At 69.2% G+C, this 16759-nt stretch carries 16 protein-coding genes and 1 pseudogene; 9 read left to right on the top strand and 8 right to left on the bottom strand.

Going from position 1 to position 16759, the window contains the following annotated elements:
* Positions 1-20 precede the first annotated feature (20 nt).
* Complete coding sequence (locus tag AC07DI_RS32470; RefSeq protein WP_478908111.1) at positions 21-305, top strand: DUF6233 domain-containing protein; 285 nt, start codon at positions 21-23, stop codon at positions 303-305.
* A 439-nt stretch (positions 306-744) separates the two neighbouring features.
* The gene (locus AC07DI_RS32465) at positions 745-1353 is read left to right on the top strand and encodes an SGNH/GDSL hydrolase family protein (protein ID WP_384253286.1); all 609 of its coding nucleotides are present in this window, start codon (positions 745-747) and stop codon (positions 1351-1353) included.
* Between the two features lie 29 nt (positions 1354-1382).
* Here AC07DI_RS32465 and AC07DI_RS32460 read toward each other — a convergent pair whose 3' ends face one another.
* Positions 1383-2375 carry an aldo/keto reductase gene (locus AC07DI_RS32460; protein WP_478908056.1) on the bottom strand — a complete coding sequence of 331 codons (993 nt, stop codon included), beginning with the start codon at positions 2373-2375 and terminating at the stop codon, positions 1383-1385.
* Positions 2376-2680: 305 nt separating this feature from the next.
* Between AC07DI_RS32460 and AC07DI_RS32455 the strand changes: the two are divergent.
* Positions 2681-2815: pseudogene (locus tag AC07DI_RS32455) on the top strand (DUF6228 family protein); the annotation flags it as partial.
* Between the two features lie 196 nt (positions 2816-3011).
* Here AC07DI_RS32455 and AC07DI_RS32450 read toward each other — a convergent pair.
* Both AC07DI_RS32450 and AC07DI_RS32445 read right to left on the bottom strand, forming a co-directional pair.
* Entirely contained in the window at positions 3012-3398 is a 387-nt protein-coding gene (locus AC07DI_RS32450; protein WP_478908054.1) for a hypothetical protein, read from the bottom strand.
* A gap of 138 nt (positions 3399-3536) precedes the next feature.
* A complete protein-coding gene (locus AC07DI_RS32445; protein ID WP_478908053.1) occupies positions 3537-3983 on the bottom strand; it encodes a hypothetical protein in 447 nt (148 codons plus the stop codon).
* 179 nt (positions 3984-4162) lie between these two features.
* On the opposite strand from AC07DI_RS32445, the gene AC07DI_RS32440 reads away from it, so the two are divergent.
* Positions 4163-5146 carry a helix-turn-helix domain-containing protein gene (locus AC07DI_RS32440; protein ID WP_478908051.1) on the top strand — a complete coding sequence of 328 codons (984 nt, stop codon included), beginning with the start codon at positions 4163-4165 and terminating at the stop codon, positions 5144-5146.
* Between the two features lie 440 nt (positions 5147-5586).
* On the opposite strand, the gene AC07DI_RS32435 is transcribed toward AC07DI_RS32440, so the two are convergent.
* Positions 5587-6549, bottom strand: a complete 963-nt coding sequence (locus tag AC07DI_RS32435) for an SDR family NAD(P)-dependent oxidoreductase (RefSeq protein ID WP_478908049.1) — start codon at positions 6547-6549, stop codon at positions 5587-5589.
* 132 nt (positions 6550-6681) lie between these two features.
* Here AC07DI_RS32435 and AC07DI_RS32430 point away from each other — a divergent pair, with 132 nt between their 5' ends.
* Together AC07DI_RS32430 and AC07DI_RS32425 are read left to right on the top strand one after the other, a co-directional pair.
* The gene (locus AC07DI_RS32430) at positions 6682-7875 is read left to right on the top strand and encodes a sensor histidine kinase (protein WP_478908047.1); all 1194 of its coding nucleotides are present in this window, start codon (positions 6682-6684) and stop codon (positions 7873-7875) included.
* Entirely contained in the window at positions 7872-8525 is a 654-nt protein-coding gene (locus tag AC07DI_RS32425) for a response regulator transcription factor (RefSeq protein ID WP_384253305.1), read from the top strand. Before AC07DI_RS32430 ends, AC07DI_RS32425 begins: the two co-directional genes overlap by 4 nt.
* A 96-nt stretch (positions 8526-8621) precedes the next feature.
* On the opposite strand, the gene AC07DI_RS32420 is transcribed toward AC07DI_RS32425, so the two are convergent.
* Positions 8622-9377, bottom strand: coding sequence for an SDR family oxidoreductase (locus AC07DI_RS32420; protein WP_478908044.1), 756 nt, complete (start codon positions 9375-9377; stop codon positions 8622-8624).
* Between the two features lie 375 nt (positions 9378-9752).
* Here AC07DI_RS32420 and AC07DI_RS32415 point away from each other — a divergent pair, with 375 nt between their 5' ends.
* Positions 9753-10049: an amidase family protein gene (locus AC07DI_RS32415; RefSeq protein ID WP_478908042.1), complete on the top strand. Its 297-nt coding sequence runs from the start codon at positions 9753-9755 to the stop codon at positions 10047-10049.
* A gap of 290 nt (positions 10050-10339) precedes the next feature.
* Here the strand turns inward: AC07DI_RS32415 and AC07DI_RS32410 are convergent, their stop codons facing one another.
* Entirely contained in the window at positions 10340-10822 is a 483-nt protein-coding gene (locus AC07DI_RS32410) for a winged helix-turn-helix transcriptional regulator (protein WP_478908109.1), read from the bottom strand.
* A gap of 91 nt (positions 10823-10913) precedes the next feature.
* Here AC07DI_RS32410 and AC07DI_RS32405 point away from each other — a divergent pair, with 91 nt between their 5' ends.
* Together AC07DI_RS32405 and AC07DI_RS32400 are read left to right on the top strand one after the other, a co-directional pair.
* Positions 10914-11615: an SDR family oxidoreductase gene (locus AC07DI_RS32405; protein WP_478908040.1), complete on the top strand. Its 702-nt coding sequence runs from the start codon at positions 10914-10916 to the stop codon at positions 11613-11615.
* Between the two features lie 37 nt (positions 11616-11652).
* Complete coding sequence (locus AC07DI_RS32400; protein WP_478908038.1) at positions 11653-12078, top strand: tautomerase family protein; 426 nt, start codon at positions 11653-11655, stop codon at positions 12076-12078.
* A gap of 559 nt (positions 12079-12637) precedes the next feature.
* Here the strand turns inward: AC07DI_RS32400 and AC07DI_RS32395 are convergent.
* A complete protein-coding gene (locus AC07DI_RS32395) occupies positions 12638-13099 on the bottom strand; it encodes a pyridoxamine 5'-phosphate oxidase family protein (RefSeq protein ID WP_478908036.1) in 462 nt (153 codons plus the stop codon).
* An 853-nt stretch (positions 13100-13952) separates the two neighbouring features.
* Positions 13953-16496 carry a discoidin domain-containing protein gene (locus tag AC07DI_RS32390; protein WP_478908034.1) on the bottom strand — a complete coding sequence of 848 codons (2544 nt, stop codon included), beginning with the start codon at positions 16494-16496 and terminating at the stop codon, positions 13953-13955.
* Positions 16497-16759: the final 263 nt, after the last annotated feature.

Below are 16759 nucleotides of genomic sequence, written 5' to 3'. Positions count from 1 at the left end.
TGCTGCGCTTCGTGGAACGTATGCAGGAACGGGACGTCGCGCGCACGCGCAGGTGGATCGCGGACGAGGAACGGCTGCAAGTTGAGCCGCCCCGCGGCGGACTGGCGCGGCCGCCGGTTCCCGACTGGCTCGTCGAGCTCAGGATCGAGCGGGGCGCGCCACCGATCGAGGTGCATCGCGGGGACTGCTACGCCGCGAAGCGTCGGCGTCCGATCACGCGCGATGAGGCGCGGCGGCAGTTGGCGCGCGGCATCCGGGCCTGCACGCACTGCAAGCCCGACGCCGAGTTGGGGATCTTGGAGTAGAACTCAGCCTGCGGCCGATGCGGCGCCGGCTGCGCACGGCGGGACATCTGCAGGGCTCACGCCGGGGCGCAGTCGCCATCCCTTTGCTCCAAGAGAAGATCGTGCGGCCTGCCCAACGGGTCGCCGAGGCCGTCCGACATCGGGAGGCCAGCCTCATCGGGCTCACAAACATCCACCCACCCGACCAGTTCCCCTCCTCTTCTCACCCGAAGGATCTTGAGGCGTTCCCCAACACACGCACGGTGAGCTGCCCTGGGTGTCGGGCATGGGCCAGTCAGCTGGTTCACGTACTTTCCAGTCAGGCGTTATGTCATGTTGGCGTGATGTGGCGACACGGCGCGCACATTGTGCGAACGATCTTGAGCAGGCACCCTGTCGTACCACCGGGACACCGCGCTCATCAGGGACGCGCGGAGACCGGACCCGGAAGGAAGAGCGCATGATCCGGCTGGCCGATTCACCCATGACCTGGGTGGCGACCGGAGACAGCATCACCCAGGGTGTGCTGCACACGCATGGCGCCCGCGGCTGGGTGGAGCATCTCCACGAGCGCGTCCGGTGGCAGCTGAACCGCCTCACGGACGTCGTCATCAACACCGGCGTCTCCGCGTGGACGGCCACAGACCTGCTCGCGGCGTACGACCTGCTCGTCGGCCGCCACGAGCCCGACGTGCTTTCGGTCTCGTTCGGCACCAACGACTGCCTGGAGGGCGAGGCCGGACTGCCGCGATTCCATGACGCGGTGCGGAGCATCATCGAGCGGACGCCCCCCGCGTCCCAGCTCGTCCTGCACACGCCGGTACTGGTCAGCGTCTCCGGCTCGGACCGGCGCGCGGCGCTTCCCGCGTACTGTCAGGCGGTACGGGAGATCGCCGCGGACACCGGTGCACTGCTCGTCGACCACGAGGCGTACTGGCGGGAGCACCACGGCTCGGACGACCCGATCGCCTGGCTCGACGATCCGGCCCATCCCAACGCGGTCGGCCACCGCCGCATGGCCGACCACGCCCTGCGCGTCATGGGACTCGGCGAGCTGGACCCTCTCTAGGACCCTCTTCCAGGTGCTGAGCGCACTCTCTACGAAATCCGCGACGTCTCGTCGGGTCGCAGGGAGTCGGGGCGGGGCGGCGCGGCCGCTCGTGTGGCGTCCAGGCGGGCGCGCTGCTCCTCGGTCAGTTCCAGGTCGAGCGCCTCAAGTGCCTCGTCGAGCTGGTCGAGGCGGCTGACGCCGACGAGCGGGATGACGGTGGGCGAACTCTGCAGCATCCAGGCGTAGACGACCTGGCCGGGCGTGGCCCCTGTCTCCGCCGCGATCTTTGCGAGGACCCGCAGGGCAGGCTCGGTGCCGTCGTGCCGGTACTCGGCCGGGACGGGCTTGCTGCCCGCATAGGCGCCGTTCAGCAGCGCGCTGTAGGCGAGCACGGTGAGATCGGGTTGCGTGGCGGCATACGCGAGCGTCGGTTCGTCCAGGGCCACTTGGTAGTCGAAGTCCGTGTCGGGCGCCGGTGTCAGATAGGTGTGCCGCTGCTGGAGCGCGGTGAAGGCGGGCAGGTTCTGCCGCTTCGCCAGGTCCCGGGCGCGGGAGAGCCGTGTCCCGTTCTGGTTGCTCATGCCGACCTGGCCCACCAGGCCTTCGGCGACGAGCGCGGCGTACGCGCCGACGGTCTCCTCCAAGGGGGTCGACGGGTCGTCGATGTGCCCGTACAGGAGATCGATCCGATCGGTGCCGAGCCGCCGCAGGCTGCCGTGGACGGCGTGCCGCAGGGCCTGCGCGGACAGGCCTTCGCGGTTGGCGGGCCAGGTCCCCTCGCCGGCGGGCAGTGCGCCGGTCTTGGTGGCCACCGTCACTTCGTCCCGGATCCCGCGAGTGGCCAGCCAGCGGCCAAGCAGCCGCTCGCTGTCGCCGCCGTCGCTTCCCTCGCGCCAGAAGCAGTAGCAGTTCGCGGTGTCGATGAACGTGCCGCCCTTCTCGACGAACCGGTCGAGCAGCGCGAAGGACATCTCCTCGTCGACCACCGTGCCGAACGGCAGTGTGCCCAGGCACAGCGCAGAAACCCGTTGAAATCCCATGGCGTGATGACGCACGGGATACCCCCTCCTCAAGCCCACGAGCAGCCGCCGTCGATCGGCGGTGATCGGGATCTTGGCACCTGGAGTGCACTCCAGCGCAAGGCCACGGCCAGGGCCATGCCCAGGCCAAGGGCAGAGCCAGGCCAGCCGGATGTGCCGCGCCCCGCCCCGCACAATGGCCGAGGTCGGCCCGGTACACCCGAGTCGTCGCCTGGATCTGGGGCAGCGATCTCACCACGTTCCTGGAAGAGCTCGCCGCTGACTACCGGGGATGGGGCGGCTAACGGAGCCGGCAGACCAACGACCAAGACCTGACGGTGTCGGCGGTCTTCGGGTCCGGCGGCCACGTCGGGCCGACCTGGGCCTTGCGGCCGTGGCCGCAGGCGGCTGGCGGCTGGCGGCTGGCGGCTGGCGGCTGGGTCGCATCGGTGACCACTTGATTGGAAGCCGAGGAGCGCCGGACAGCGTTGCTGCGCTTCGAGGGGCCGGTCCGCGCGGGCCCAACGGAGAGGCGCGGGCTGCCGCCCACCCGAATCATGACGGGCGGGCCGCATCGCGCCGATCACCAACCGGCTGGACTCTGGGGGCGTCACTCCGGCAGCCGTCAGCCTTACGCAGCCCGACCGGTCGGATGGGTCATGGCCGGTTGTACCACTCACACTTGCGTGTCAGGTTCGCACCGACAAGACAGATCTCGACGGACTCCGTCGCCCCGGGGAACGCACTATTGAAGTAGGACGTCATGTCGCACTGAGTGTTGGTACTCGAGAAGGCGAGCTCGTTGCCAGAGGCATCGTACGCGCTGGTCCACATCCTGTTGCAGCCGACGGACCGGAATGTTCCAGCGGCCACCGGCGACCCGTACCACGTCAGGGTGCCGCGGATGGAGCTGGCGCCGAGCCTGATGTCGATAGGGGTGCTCGGGTAGGGGGCGGTCTGCGCGCCGGAGGCGGCGGGAGCGCCCAGCAAGGCACCCACGGTCAGCACGACCGAACCGAGGGCGGCGGCGAGATGAGTCTTCATGCGAACTCCAGGGTGGGGACTACAGAGCCCGACACGCGGTCGCGTGCGGCATCAAACCGGGTGAAGCGGAACCGGGCGCTGGCGACTCGGTCCCCTCAGCGGAACCCTCAGCGGACGGACCATCACCGCCCAAACCGCTTAGCGCAGGCCGTCGACGCAGTATCCGGCGCGGTAGCAGGTCTGTCCCTTGAGGTAGTTCTGGTTTTCGTCGGTCATGTAGAGCCAGATGTTGTCGGACCCACCGACGACGTTCGCGGCAAGGGCGAAGTCCGCAGGACCGGATCGGTTGCACCAGGTGCTGCTGCTCTTGAAGTCCAGTGAGGTGCTGCCGGCGAACGCCCGCGCGTAGACCCGTCGACAGTTGCTGGCCTTGAACGATCCGTCGACGCTGACCGACCGGTTGGACCAGCTGGCCGTGCCTTTGTAGTAGCTCGCCCCGTACTCGATCGAGAAGGTGGCGGCACCGGCGGCGGAAGCGGGTGCCGCCGCGAAGACCATTCCGGCAACCGACACGGCTGCCGTCACGGCCATGCCGACCTTCCTCGTGTGGCTCTTCACCGTCGTTGTGTCCTTCAACTTCACCATGACAACCACTCCCCGGTTCCTTGAGTGCCCGATGCGCAAGTGCGGAGGCGACCGCCCCAGATCGGGCAGTGAACGTTGCTGCCGTTGTTCGACAACACGACCCAAGCAGGCGTGGGCCTCACGCTGGAAAGCATTCGAGCCAGTTCAAATCCATCGCGACAACTGCTAGCGTCGGGGCGGTGCTCACCCTGCGTGTAGACGCCGACACAGTGTCCAGGACACGGTTGGCCCCTTCGCCCGCGTCGGAGTCCATAGCATGGCTGAAACTCACCGCCGCGTCGGGACGGCACCCAGTGTTCGGAGATCCCGGACCACTCGCCCGCGCGTCACTCGCTCATCCGGACGTCGCCCTGCTCGCAGACCTGTTGCCGCAGAACGGCGACACCTACAGACCTGACCTGCTCACCCCTCAGCCAGCAGCGCACACACAGCGCCGCGATCTGCTCGACGAGCAGATCGCGCAGATCGAGGCCGCAGCGCAGGAAGACCTCGAAACCCAGGTCTTCACCCACACCCGGACCCACTGGAACAGGCCGCTGCTGGCCGCCACCCGCCGGATCGCGGAATCGGGACGGATGCAGCGACATCTCGCCAACGGTCTCGCCCGGTTCTGGCGCGATGCCCTGGCCGAGGGCTGGCCCGAATTGCACTCGATCATCGATCAGGACATCGCACACCGCGCGACCGCCATCGCCACCCAAGGCGTCGGCCGGGCGCTCGGAGCACTCCACCCCGACATCGCCTGGGCAGGCAACGCGGTCACCCTCGCCAAGCCGTGGGACGGCGAAATCGATGTCACCGGCCGGGACCTGGTCCTCGCCCCCAGCGTGCTCAACTGGCCCGACGTCATCATCCAGGTCGACACCCCCGGGCAGTTCGTCCTCTACTACCCCGCCCAGCAGATCGGAGCCGGCCGGGATCACAGGTCCGGAAAAGTCGCGCAAGTGGTCGGCAACGCCCGAGCCGCCTTGCTGGCAGACCTCGCAACCGCCCGGTCCACCGCGGAACTCGCCACCCGGACCGGATACACCCCGGGCACCGTCTCCTACCACCTCAGCGCCCTGCACCGCGCACGCCTCGTCACCAAGGTCAGAGACGGCCGCTACGTGTTGTACCAGCGGACCGCACATGCGGCAGGTCTGCTGGAAGAGGCCCGCGGTTAGGGAGCGTACTGCGTCGTGATCAAGCTGCGGGATTCGCCCTCGTGAGTGGTGTTGCACCGGCAGACCGTCTTGCATGACGCGCGTGCAACTGAGGGGTGCGGGGTGGGAGTTCATCGGGCTCATGGACACGTATCGCCCCCACCGTGCCGGTAACACGCCGCTCGGACAACAGACGGTCACTTCGCACGCATCGGGCAAGACGTCATCGCCGGAAGCTGACGCTGTAGGATCCGTCACCGAGTCCGCGTCGAAGACGCCTCGCGGGCCTTGGGGTTCTCAAGGGTGAAGGGCTGCGACCTGGTTCGCCGCGGGGAGTTCCCATGCCGTGTGCTGCGCGTCGGCCGCAGCACACGCGTCGCCACCGTGTCCTGAGCGACCGTGTGAGCTCCGCTCCCATCCTGGCGTCTCGGTGAATCGCGGCAAGGGCGAAGAGCCCAGCCTCAGGTACCGCTCGGCTGGATCATCTTCCGGCCGGTGGTGCTGCCGCCGTCCACGGTGACCGACGCACCCGTCATGTAGGGGAAGTCGTCGGACGCGAGCCCGAGCACTGCGCGCGCGATCTCTTCGGCGTCGGCCATCCGTTCGAGACCGTCGACGTTGAGCGGGCCCCATGCCTGCTTGTACTTGGCCCATTCCGCGTCCGGGATGCCCGGCGGGCGGACGAAGGGGGTGTCAGTGGTGCCGGGCAGCAGAGCGTTGAGTCTGATTCCCTTGGGGCCGTATGCGAGCGCTGCGGACTTCACTATGCCCTGCACCGCCCGCTTGCTTGCGGTGTAGGCCGCGCCGTTCGGCCGCGCCTGTTCGGCCGCTGACGACGAAGTGCAGATGATGACGCCGCGCTGTGCCCTGAGCATGTGTGGGATCTCGTACTTGATCGCGAGGAACACCCCTCGGGCATTGGTGGACTGGACGTCATCCCACTCCTCGACGCTCATCTCGTGGGGCAGTTTGCCGCTGCCGATTCCGGCGTTGTTGAAGGCCACGTCGATGCCGCCGTAACGGCTCGCGACCCGGTCCACGAAGCTCAGTACCTGGGCGGCTACCCGGACATCGGCCTGCATGTATGTGGCTTCGCCGCCCGCGTCCCGTATCTCCCGTTCCACCTGGCGTCCCAAGGCGGCTCGCCTGCCGCAGAATCCGACATGGGCACCTTCCTGGGCGAACGCCTTCGCCGCCGCCCTGCCGATGCCCGAGGTGGCACCCGTGATGAGCACTGACTTCCCCTGGAAGCGGCCGACCTCGGTGCGGGACCTGGACTGGGCGCCGACCGCATGGGCGGTTGTGCCGAAGGCCGCGCCCGCCAGGCCCAGGGCGGCAGCACCACCGAGGAGGGACCGCCGCCCCGTGGCCGCGGAATTCGCGACCTCGTTGGGGCTCATGTCCGTGTTCGCGTTCGTATCCATGACGAGCACACTGTCAGCCCGTCCCGGCCACACCACTCCGTCCTCGGGCCGGACCTCGCGGCCGGCAGGAGGAGCTGCCCTCCTCCCACGGCAGGACCCCAAAAGCACGGGCGTCCGCCTATCGTGGCCCACGTGAACCGATCTTGGATCGAGCTTGCGTTCGACAGCCGATTCGCCGTCATACGGGTCCTGGCGCTCGCCGGCCTACTGATCGGCGATTTCCTGCTGCTGCAGCGACCGTCCGGAGCACAGGACTGGAGCTTCGCCGCAGCCGGGCTCGTGCTGTGCCTGGCCGCGGGCAAGTGGGCGTTCGGCGCGCTCCTGGCGCAGTCGGTCCTGCTCGTTGTCGCACATACGCTGGGCTCGAGCACCGCTTCTTCGTTGAAGGTGCTGGCCGCTGTGACGCTCTTCGAGCTGGCGGTTCGACAGCCCGGGCGCCGCCTGGCCGCCGGGACGACGGCCCTGGCGCTTGCCGTTGCCGTGAACCGACTTGAGGACCTGCCCGGCGCACTCCTGCCGGTGCTCTACAAGATGGGCATCGTCGCGGGCCTGCCACTGCTCCTGGGCGCGTACGTACGCGTGACCCGCGACGCCGCAGTGCACGCCCGTCAACAGGCAGAACAGCAGGAACTCCGCGCCGAGCAACAGCTGCTGGCCGCCCGCGCAGCGCAGCGCACCGCCATCGCGCGCGAGTTGCACGACCTCGTGGCCCACCACGTCTCCTCCATGGTGCTGCGCGTTGGCGTCGCCCGACATGTCATCACCGCCACCAGCACCACCGACCCGCGGATCACCGAAGTCCTCGACGACATGCACTCGAGCGCCGGCGCGGCACTGGCTGATCTGCGGCGCCTGGTGGCTGTACTGCGCGCCCTGGACCATACCGGTCCCGACACCGGTTCACTGGTCTCGCCCGGGGCACTGGCGGCGGCACTGGAGTCGGTGGTGGAACACAGCCGCCAGACCGGCCTGGCCGTCACCGCTTCCGTGGATCCCCGTGTCGCACGGCTCGACGCGGTACGGGGCCTCGCGGTCCTCCGCCTGGCACAAGAGGGCCTGGCCAACGCGGCCAAGCACGGCGGACCCGGCGCACACGCCGAGTTGGCCGTGCGAGTGGCCGATGACGCCGTGCACCTGACGATCCACGACGACGGGGCCGGAAAAACCGGACCACCGGCCATGGCCCCGACCGGACACGGCTTGACCGGCATGCGCGAACGCGTGAGCCTGCTCGGCGGCCGGCTGCACGCGGGCCCCGCAGCTCAGGGCTGGCGACTCACCGCCGAACTGCCCGCCTTCACACCCGACATGGAGCCCCAGCTGTGATCCGCATCCTCGTCGTCGACGACCAGCAACTCGTCCGCATGGGGCTGCGCATGCTCTTCGAGCAGGCACAGGACATCGAGATCCAGGGCGAGGCCGACAACGGAGCAGAGGCGGTACGACTTGCTGAACGCCTCACCCCCGACGTCGTCCTCATGGACCTGAGAATGCCCGGCATGGACGGCATCACGGCCACCCGCCGTATCCTGGCGGCGCGCCCTGCCACCCGGGTCGTCGCCCTCACCACGTTCGACGACGACGACCACCTGTATCCGGTACTCGCGGCCGGAGCCTGCGGCTTCCTCGTCAAGGACACCCCACCGGCCGAACTCCTGGACGCCGTACGCCGGGCCGCCAACGGAGAGGCACCCTTCAGCCGGGACATCCTTGACCGCCTCGTCACTCAGGCTCTCCAGGCCCGGCCGTCCTCCGACACGCCTACGGACATCCCCGTGCCGGCCATCACCCCCCGCGAGCGGGAAGTACTCGGCCTGCTCGGCGTGGGCCTGTCCAACAAGCAGATCGCCGACCGGCTGCATCTCGGGGTCACCACGGTGAAGACGCACGTAGCGAACCTGATGACGAAGACGGGCCGGGACAACCGCATCCGTCTCGCCGTTCTCGCCGTCCTCACCGGCATCACCGCGGACTGATACGCCCCTGCTGCGAGAGACCCTCCGCACCGAGACGGGCACAGCAACGCGGAGCCGAAACGCCCGGGGCCACGGTCCGCCGGCCCGCGGATGGGGTCACCGCAGGGTGTAGCCGCCGTCGGGATAGAGGGTGGAACCGGTCGTGAAGCCGTTGGTGAAGAGGAACAGCACGGCGTGGGCGATGTCGTCCTCGGTGCCGAGCCGGTGCAGGATCGTGTCCCTGCGGTACTGCGCGAAGGCGCCTTCACGGTCTGCGGCCGGTCGCTGCGCCCAGAGGTTGCCGTCGATGGTGCCGGGCGAGACGACGTTGACGCGGACCGGTGCGAGTTCAAGGGCCAACCCTCGCCCGAGTCCTTCGATCGCCGCGTTGCAGGCGGCGTAGGCGGGTGCGGGCGCCGGGGGCCGGGCCCCGGCAGCACCGGACATCAGCACCACGGAGCCATCCGCCGCCAGCTTCGGCGCGGCGCATCGCACGGCGTGGTACTGGCCCCAGAACTTGGAGACGAACGGGCTCGCCGCCGCGTCGTCGTCCAGCTCGAGCATCGGGCCCACCTGGTAGGAGGCGGCAGAGGTGAACAGGTGGTCCACGCGGTCGAGTTCCGCGAAGAACGCCGCGAGCGAGGCGCCGTCCGTGACGTCCACGGCCCGCCAGGTCGCCGAGTCACCCACCCGCTCCGCCGCGGCGGCCAGTCGCTCGGGAGTGCGGCCTCCCAGGACGACGCGAGCGCCGGCAGCGGCCGCGTGATGCGCAACCCGCAGCCCGATGCCCGAACCACCGCCGATCAGGACGACCGTGCGCCCTTCGAGGCGCCCGTCGTGGTGGGCTTCGGTGTCAAGGGGCAGCTGGCTCATGGCGGTTCCTTATCGGTGCAGCGCATATACGTGATCAACTTCCGACAACCGACTGATGAATGGCCCTATTCCCCCCACCTTCCTGGTGGCGAACGGCGGTGCCGCAGACCAGGACCTTCACCGATCCGCAGCTGTGTGCCGCCATCGTCGGCCGCCTCACCTTCGGCGGCGACATCATCAAAACGCCGCGACTGCGACGCCGGCCCACCGTCGGAGGCCTGCCGGGGCGCGGCGGAAGAGATTGAGCACACCGAGGGTGTGGTTGCGCAGCAGCATGGGCGTGGCGTGGACGGACGTGTAGGCCGGCGCGGTGGGCGTGGGTGCTGAAGCGAGGTCAGAAGGTAACCGGCGACTCCTGCTTCGACGGCGCGCGGGATGTCGCGGTCCGTCTCGTACGTGGTGAGCACCTGGCTCCGGACTGCCGGGGGCGTCCTTTTGGCCGGGACGAATCTGCCGGAGTTCTCGTACTGCGCCGAGACGGCCGACCCGCGCGTCAGCAGAACCCGCGATCCTTGGACTCCGCGACGGACTCCGGGGGGGCGAGCCAGGAACTGGTCCCACTGCAAGCTGCGGCCCGTCTCGAACAACTCGACCGCCTCGCCCGCTTGCCCCGCGGCAATGGCGCAGGCAACGGCGTCGACGGCGAGGATGGGACGGTGTTGCCGACGGTGACGGGCACGGCCTCCCACGCATCTCGCGGGGCGGCAGCCTGCCCACTGCGGCGAGGTCCTGGTGGCCGACGGCCGGGGACGTGCGTGTCAGCCGGTAGCCGCAGTCGCTCGGGGCGGGAACGGGCGCGCACCCCATGGCACCGGGTCGCCGACGCAGGCGGGTGAAGTTGGGGGCGGGGCGCACGCCACCTCCGGAACCGATGTCGCCCATGCGCATTCAAGGCAATCGGCGGGGGCGGTCGGGGTGCAGGAAGTGCCGCTGAGGTTGGCCTGTTCGCCGGGAGGTCCGGTTCAGCTGCGCTCCCAGACGGGGTTCAGCCGGATCTCGATGTCGTCGGACGCCACCTCCGGTGCCGGGTCGGCGGTTACGCCAGCCCGTACCGAGCGGCCGGTGCCGGCCTCGACGAACGTCAGGGGCGGGCGGCCTTCCTGCAGGTACTTGTCGCCCCATTGCATCAGCGACAGGAACGCCGGCAGCAGGTCCTCGCCGGCCTCGGTCAGCCGGTACTCCTCGCGGGCCCGGCTCCCCGGTTCCCGGTAGGGAACGGGCGCGACGATCTGCGCGGCCTTGAGCTGTTTGAGTGCGCGTGACACCGCGGGCGCCGAGGCCCCGATCCGCTCCACGAAGTCCTCGAACCTGGTGGTGCCGTAGAAGCATTCGCGGACCACCAGGAAGACCGTCTTGGTGCTGAGCAGGTCCAGCACCCGTGCCGCCGAGCATCCGTCGCCGACCGACCACGCGTCCCGGTCGTGCAACCGCTCCTCGAAGTTCATCGCCACCCCGCCATTGTAACTAACGATTGCGTTATCCAGCGAGTCATGCTTCCATCTGGCTAACGACTTCGTTATCCAGGTGGGAGATGTTGTGGTTGCAGTAGCAGGCAGGGTGGTCGTGGTGACCGGGGGCCGACGGGGGCTCGGCGCGGCGCTGGTGGACGAGGTGTTGGCCCGCGGGGCGCGAAAGGTGTACGCGACCGCGCGCTCGGAGTACACCGACAACCGCCCGGAGGTGGTCACCGCCGAACTGGAGGTCCGCTCGGCGGAGTCGGCCGCCGCCCTCGCGGAGGCCGCCGCCGATGCCGAGATCGTGTTCAACAACGCTGGAGTCCTGCTGCCGGCTCCGCTGCTCACGGGTGACCTCGAACGCGTCACCGAGACGTTCGACGTCAACGTCTTCGGGCTGCTGCGGGTGGCACGAGCGTTCGCACCGATCCTGGCCGCGAACGGCGGAGGCGCCCTGGTGAACATGCACTCCGTGCTGTCCTGGCTGGCCGGCAGCGGCGCCTACGGGGCATCCAAGGCGGCGGCGTGGTCCGTCACGAACTCGCTCCGACTCGAATTGGGGCGCCAGAACACCCAGGTCGTCGGCGTACACGCAGGGTTCATCGACACCGGGATGACCTCCGCCTTCGAACTGCCGAAGGCGCCGCCGGCCGAGGTGGCCGCGCGGATCGTCGACGGCCTGGAGGCCGAGGCCACGGAGGTGCTCGCGGACGATGCCTCGGCCACCGCCAAGGCGGCACTGTCCGGCCCCGTGGAACACCTGGCTTTCTCGCCCGCCCGTTGACGCCCCGTCCCGACATTTCGAGGAGTAAGCAACCGCCATGCCACTGTGGACCATTCACCACACGCCCGGAACCTTCACCGATGCGGAGAAGCACCAGCTCGCCTCCCACATCGCCGACCACTACGAACAGGTCGGCCTGCCCCGGTTCTACGTGGTCACGCTCTTCCGCGAGACCCGGCCCGAGGATTTCTACGTCGGCGGCGAGCCCGCCCCCGCCGGAGTTCGCATCACCATCGACCACATCGCCCGCCGCAACCCGGATCAGCAGAGCCGGCGCCGAACCGCCCAATGGATCAGGGGCATGCTGCAGCCCCACCTCGAACGGAGCGCAGGGCTGCACTGGGAGTTTCACATCGACGAGACCAGCGATGACCTCTGGATGATCAACGGGCTCGTGCCGCCCCCGGCAGGTTCCGACGCCGAGAAGCTCTGGGCCGAGACCAACTCGGCATCCCCCTACTGATCGCGCCGCCGGGACCACCCCCGGAACAAACGAGCCGCACTGCCGTCAGGGCGCCGGTGCGCGCCCTCACCCAGCCGAGGCCGAGCGCGAACCGGGAGGCTTCCCTGGCGCCGCCGTGCGGGCCGTGAGCGCGGCCGGCAGGGCGGGCCCTGAAGAATCGACGACACCATGGCCGCCGTGGCCCCGCAGACTGCGGGGCCACGGCGTACCCGTACCCGAGGTCGCCCACGAACTGGTCACCGCCGTCCACCTGAACAGGCCCGGGTGCGAAACGGCACGGCTTCAAGGAAGTTCGGCTCGCCATGCCGCAGTGCCGGCTACGAACACGGAACGCAGTAGAGGAGTGCGGCGTTCCAGTGGTCTACCGCAAGACGAAGGTGTCCGGGCCGGAAGCAATGGCTTCGCGATCTTCCACAGCCCGTCTGGCGTCTGGAACGATCCAACTCCGCGTTCCCTAACCCATGCTGAGGTTCTACTCCGCCTCACCACATAGGACAACGTCTTAGCACTCCAGCTGCAGATCGGGATCCGAGGGAGGCGCGTCGGCGAGGGACGGCCGTTATTCCAGCCACATTCCGTCACGCATGATGACTCTCCCCCGCAGTTCCGGCTCGCCGCGCCAAGCGCGCACAATCCTCGGGGTCACGCGTACATACAGAAAGGAACCCTCATCCACGCGCGGATCCCATCCGAACTTGTCGGCGAAGGCCTCCGCTGCGTCTCCGGGCACCTCCTGGTCCGGGAAGCACTCCGCCTCCCCCTGGAGGAGCACCACGTCGAAGGTGTCCGGTAGCGCCAGGCGCACGCGCGGCTCTTTGCGGACGTTTCGCGCAGTCACGGAAGTGGCGTTGGTGCACACCCACACTGCTCGTCCGTCCCACAAGAACCACAGCGGCACCTGGTGCGGCCCGTGGTCAGGGTGAGCCGTCGACACCCATACATCCCGCTCGGTAACGAGCCGCTCCAGAGCGTCGCCTACCCGCTCCGCCGTCTGGCGGCGGACGATTCCCATGGTCTCCATGAGGACCGACCCTAGCCAGCAGTCGCGAAGCGCGCCTGAGGCGCAGGACCTACTCCCAGCGACCGATGAACCCTTCAGCATCTTGGCCAGGGGTGACCAGCTTCGGTGCTCAGGGTGGCCAGCCGAAGTGCTCAGTCACGCTTGTCCCCAGTAGTGGCTGGCTTGTGATCGCGCCTGGTGGCTGCGTCGCCGGGCGGACCAGCTGAGCCGATGGGCCGATGGGTCGGGCCGTGAGCGGGCCGGACACAACACTCGTTCAACCCGCGCGAACCGCCCGGCTATCCGGCTCATCAGGCCAACGAACGCCTCCTGCCAGCGGGCAGGGTCTACGCTGTGACCTGCGGCCACCGCGTGATCGTTTGTCTTCACACACCGATGATCAACGTGGCCGTGCCTGTCTCCAGCGCGTCAGGGTCACGCGGCGAACGCATGCGGTCCTGGGTCAGGAGGACATGTGCAACGTGGCGAAGTCTGGTGGGTCGAGTTCGACGAGCGGCGCCCTGTCGTACGCGAAACTCAAAGAGATCGAGGATGCCCTCCGACTCGCTGGACAGGCGAAGGAGCGGACCCCGGCGACGACCGAGAAGCTCAGCGAATTGAGGGACGCCCTCCGTCTTCGTGGACTTGAGTAGCCGGGTAGTCGAGGGGTTGCCGATTCAGTGCCCTCGACTCGGCAACCGTCAGTCACGATGAGCGCCTTCGTTGGCACAGCAGTTGAGCAAGGTCCACCTCGTTGGTCCCTGCATCCGGCCGATGGCATCGGGTCCCATCCGCATGCCGGCGTCCGTGCCTTGGCCAAGCCCGCACGGCGAAGCCCCGCCGTCTGTTCAGCAGGGCTTCGTCGTGCGCGCCGTCAGTCCACGCTGACCATCCGGGCCTTGCTCGGTACCCCGGCCGAGTTGAGCGCGAACAGCAGATAGCTGCCGGGCAGTGCCACCCCCGGGTCCGAGGGGACGTCGAGGGTGTACGAGGTCGCGCTGTTGCGGGTGAAGGTGAGCGGTACGCGCCGCTGGTCGTTGTCGGTGGAGTGGGTCGCGGCGCCCGCCCGCACCAGGGCGAACGAGGTGACCGCCGAGTCAGTGGTCACGGGGACGGCCGCCCCGTTGGCCACGTGGGCGGGCACCGTGCCGGTGATGACGGGCCGGGTACGCTCGGTGCCGTCGGCGTTGAGCAGGTAGGGCGGGGTGAAGACGGCCCCGTCGGCGTGGTTGGTGGCGCAGTCGCCGCACAGGCCGCCGCCCCCGGAGAAGATGCGCCCGTCAGGCAGCAGGTTGGCCACGCTGTGGTAGTTGCGCGGCACGGCCATGCTCGCCATGCGGGTGAACTGCCCCGTCGCCGGGTCCCATATCTCCGGTGTGAGCGAGGAGGTCGCGTCGCTGAACGGGACCGGATAGGACTGCCCGCCGAACACGGCGACCTTGCCGTCCGGCATGACCACGCTGTTGCTGAAGGAACGGGCGAAGTCCATGTCACCGGTGCGGGCGGCCACCGGTGTACCGCCGCCCTTGAGGTCGACGGTGTACGCGCGCCGGGTGGCCGTCGTGTTCTCGTACGCGGTCGCACCGCCCAGTGTGAGGAGTTTGCCGATGTCGTACGCGACGGCGTTGCCGTTCATGGCGTCCGCGCTGTCCGCCCGCGTTCCGGCGGCGGTGACGGAGCCGTCCCCCGGGGTGGAGATCCAGTTCATCTGCCTGCTCGGTCCCAGCTGGAGGACCCGGCCGCCCGACGTCGCGTGCAACCACTGGTGGTTGTCGGCCCGGTAGGGGCCCGCCGGGTCGGCTGTCATGGTGTTGGTCACCGGCACTCCGGGCAGCCCCCGCCAGGTGCCGGTGGACGGCGACCAGACCTCGCCGTTCTTGCCGCCCCGGCCGCCGCTCCAGGAGCCGCCGAGGACGAAGGCGTCGCCGTTGGAGAGCAGGGTCATGGCCTGATAGCCACGGGCGATGTTCATGTCGCCGGTCGCCGACCAGGCGTCGGTGGCCGGATCATAGATGCTGGCCCGTTCGGCGTTGCTGCCGCCGGTGACCAGCACCCGGCCGTCCTTCAGGACCGCGATGCCGGGGCAGAACATGTCGTGCCGGGTGTTGTCGACCCGTCGTTGGGTGACGGCTCCGCTGCCGAGATCCATGATCGCGGTCTGGGTGTAGCCGTTGCTTCCCCCGAAGCGGTCGACTCCGTACGCGGACCAGGCGAGCAGCTTGTTGTTCGGCAGCAGGGCGGTGGCCACCGGAACCAGCGGGAATCCGGTGACCCGGCCCCAGGAACCGGCGGTCGCCGGGTTCGCCGGAGTGCTGAGACGGAGCTCCGCCGCCGAGGACCACGGCCCGCGCCCGCCCGCCTCCGTGGTGGCCGTCAGGCGCACGTAACGCGCGCTGACGGTGCGGGAGAAGGTGGCGCCCTTGACGGTGTCGTCGTCCTTCCAGGTGCCGCTCGCGACGGGTGCCCCGAACGTGGTGCCGTCCGTGCTGGTCGTGACGGTGTAGGCGCCGACCCGGCCGTTGGCCCCGGTCCTGCGCGGCTGGTAGGTGAGAGCCGAGACGTCGCGGGCGCTCTTCATGTCGATGGTGATGCTGTGCGGCAGGGGCGCGACGGTACCGGAGTACCGGCTGTGCCAGAGGGTGTCCGGATCGCCGTCGAGGACGTTGGCGGCGGTGTTCGCCGAGGCGCCCACCTCCTCGTCGCTCGCCGTCGCCGTCCACCCGGTCCGCGACAGGTCGACCACGGAGGCGGGTGAGCCGGGGTCGCCGAGGAGGTTGAGCTCGGCCGCGGACGACCAGGGGCCGCGGTTGCCGGCCTCGCTCGTCGCGGTGAGCCGCACGTAGCGGGCTCCCTGCGCGGCGAAACTCAGAGTCTTGGCGGTCGCGTCGTCGCCGAGGGTGCCGGAGGCGACGGCGGAACCCCAACTCGTACCGTCGGCGCTCAAATGGATGACATACGAACCCACCCTGCCGTTGGCGCTGCTGGTGCGCGGCTGGTAGACGAGTGCGGATACGACGGCCGTCCGGTGCATGTCGACGGTGAGGGTGTGCGGCAGCGGCGCGGCGGTGCCGCTCCATTTGCTGTGCCAGAACGTGGCGGTGCTGTCGTCGAGCACATTGACGGCGCGTCCGTTCTCGGACGCGGTCTCCTCGTCACTCGCGGACACGGTCCAGCCGTCCCTGGGCAGGACGGGGGCGGTGGGTTCCATGGCGTCGGCCGGCACCACGGGTTCGTGCGGCGCCGCCATCGGGTGCCGAGGATCGGGAGCTGCGGTGGCGCCGGATCCGGCGGCCGCGATGACCGGGCTGCCTCCGGTCAACGGAAGCAGCGCAGCGACGACGGCGGCGAGCGCGAACGCTATGAGGCCGGTGGATCTGAGTCTGCGGTACGGAAAGGATGCGAACAGACGGGTCGGCATGAAATCCCCCGGAGATGCGCGACGGGTGCGCAGATGGAGGCATGACCATGTCAATGGAGTGCAGGGATGTAAAGGGCGTTCTCACGCCAATCGGCTCGTCGCCGCAGCCGCGCGGCCAGCGGGCGCACCTATCGCCGCATTCACCGTCGTGGTCCACCGTCCATCGAGGCGCCGCGCATGCTCGCGGGAGCGCACCGGCTGATGCGCACTGATATCTCATCAGTAGGAGGCGCATACGTAGGTGTCGTGCCCGAAGCACTCCA

The organism is Streptomyces sp. NPDC044106 (assembly GCF_056433985.1).
Note: the sequence above shows the minus strand (reverse complement) of the source record. Positions and strands in the feature narration are given on the sequence as shown.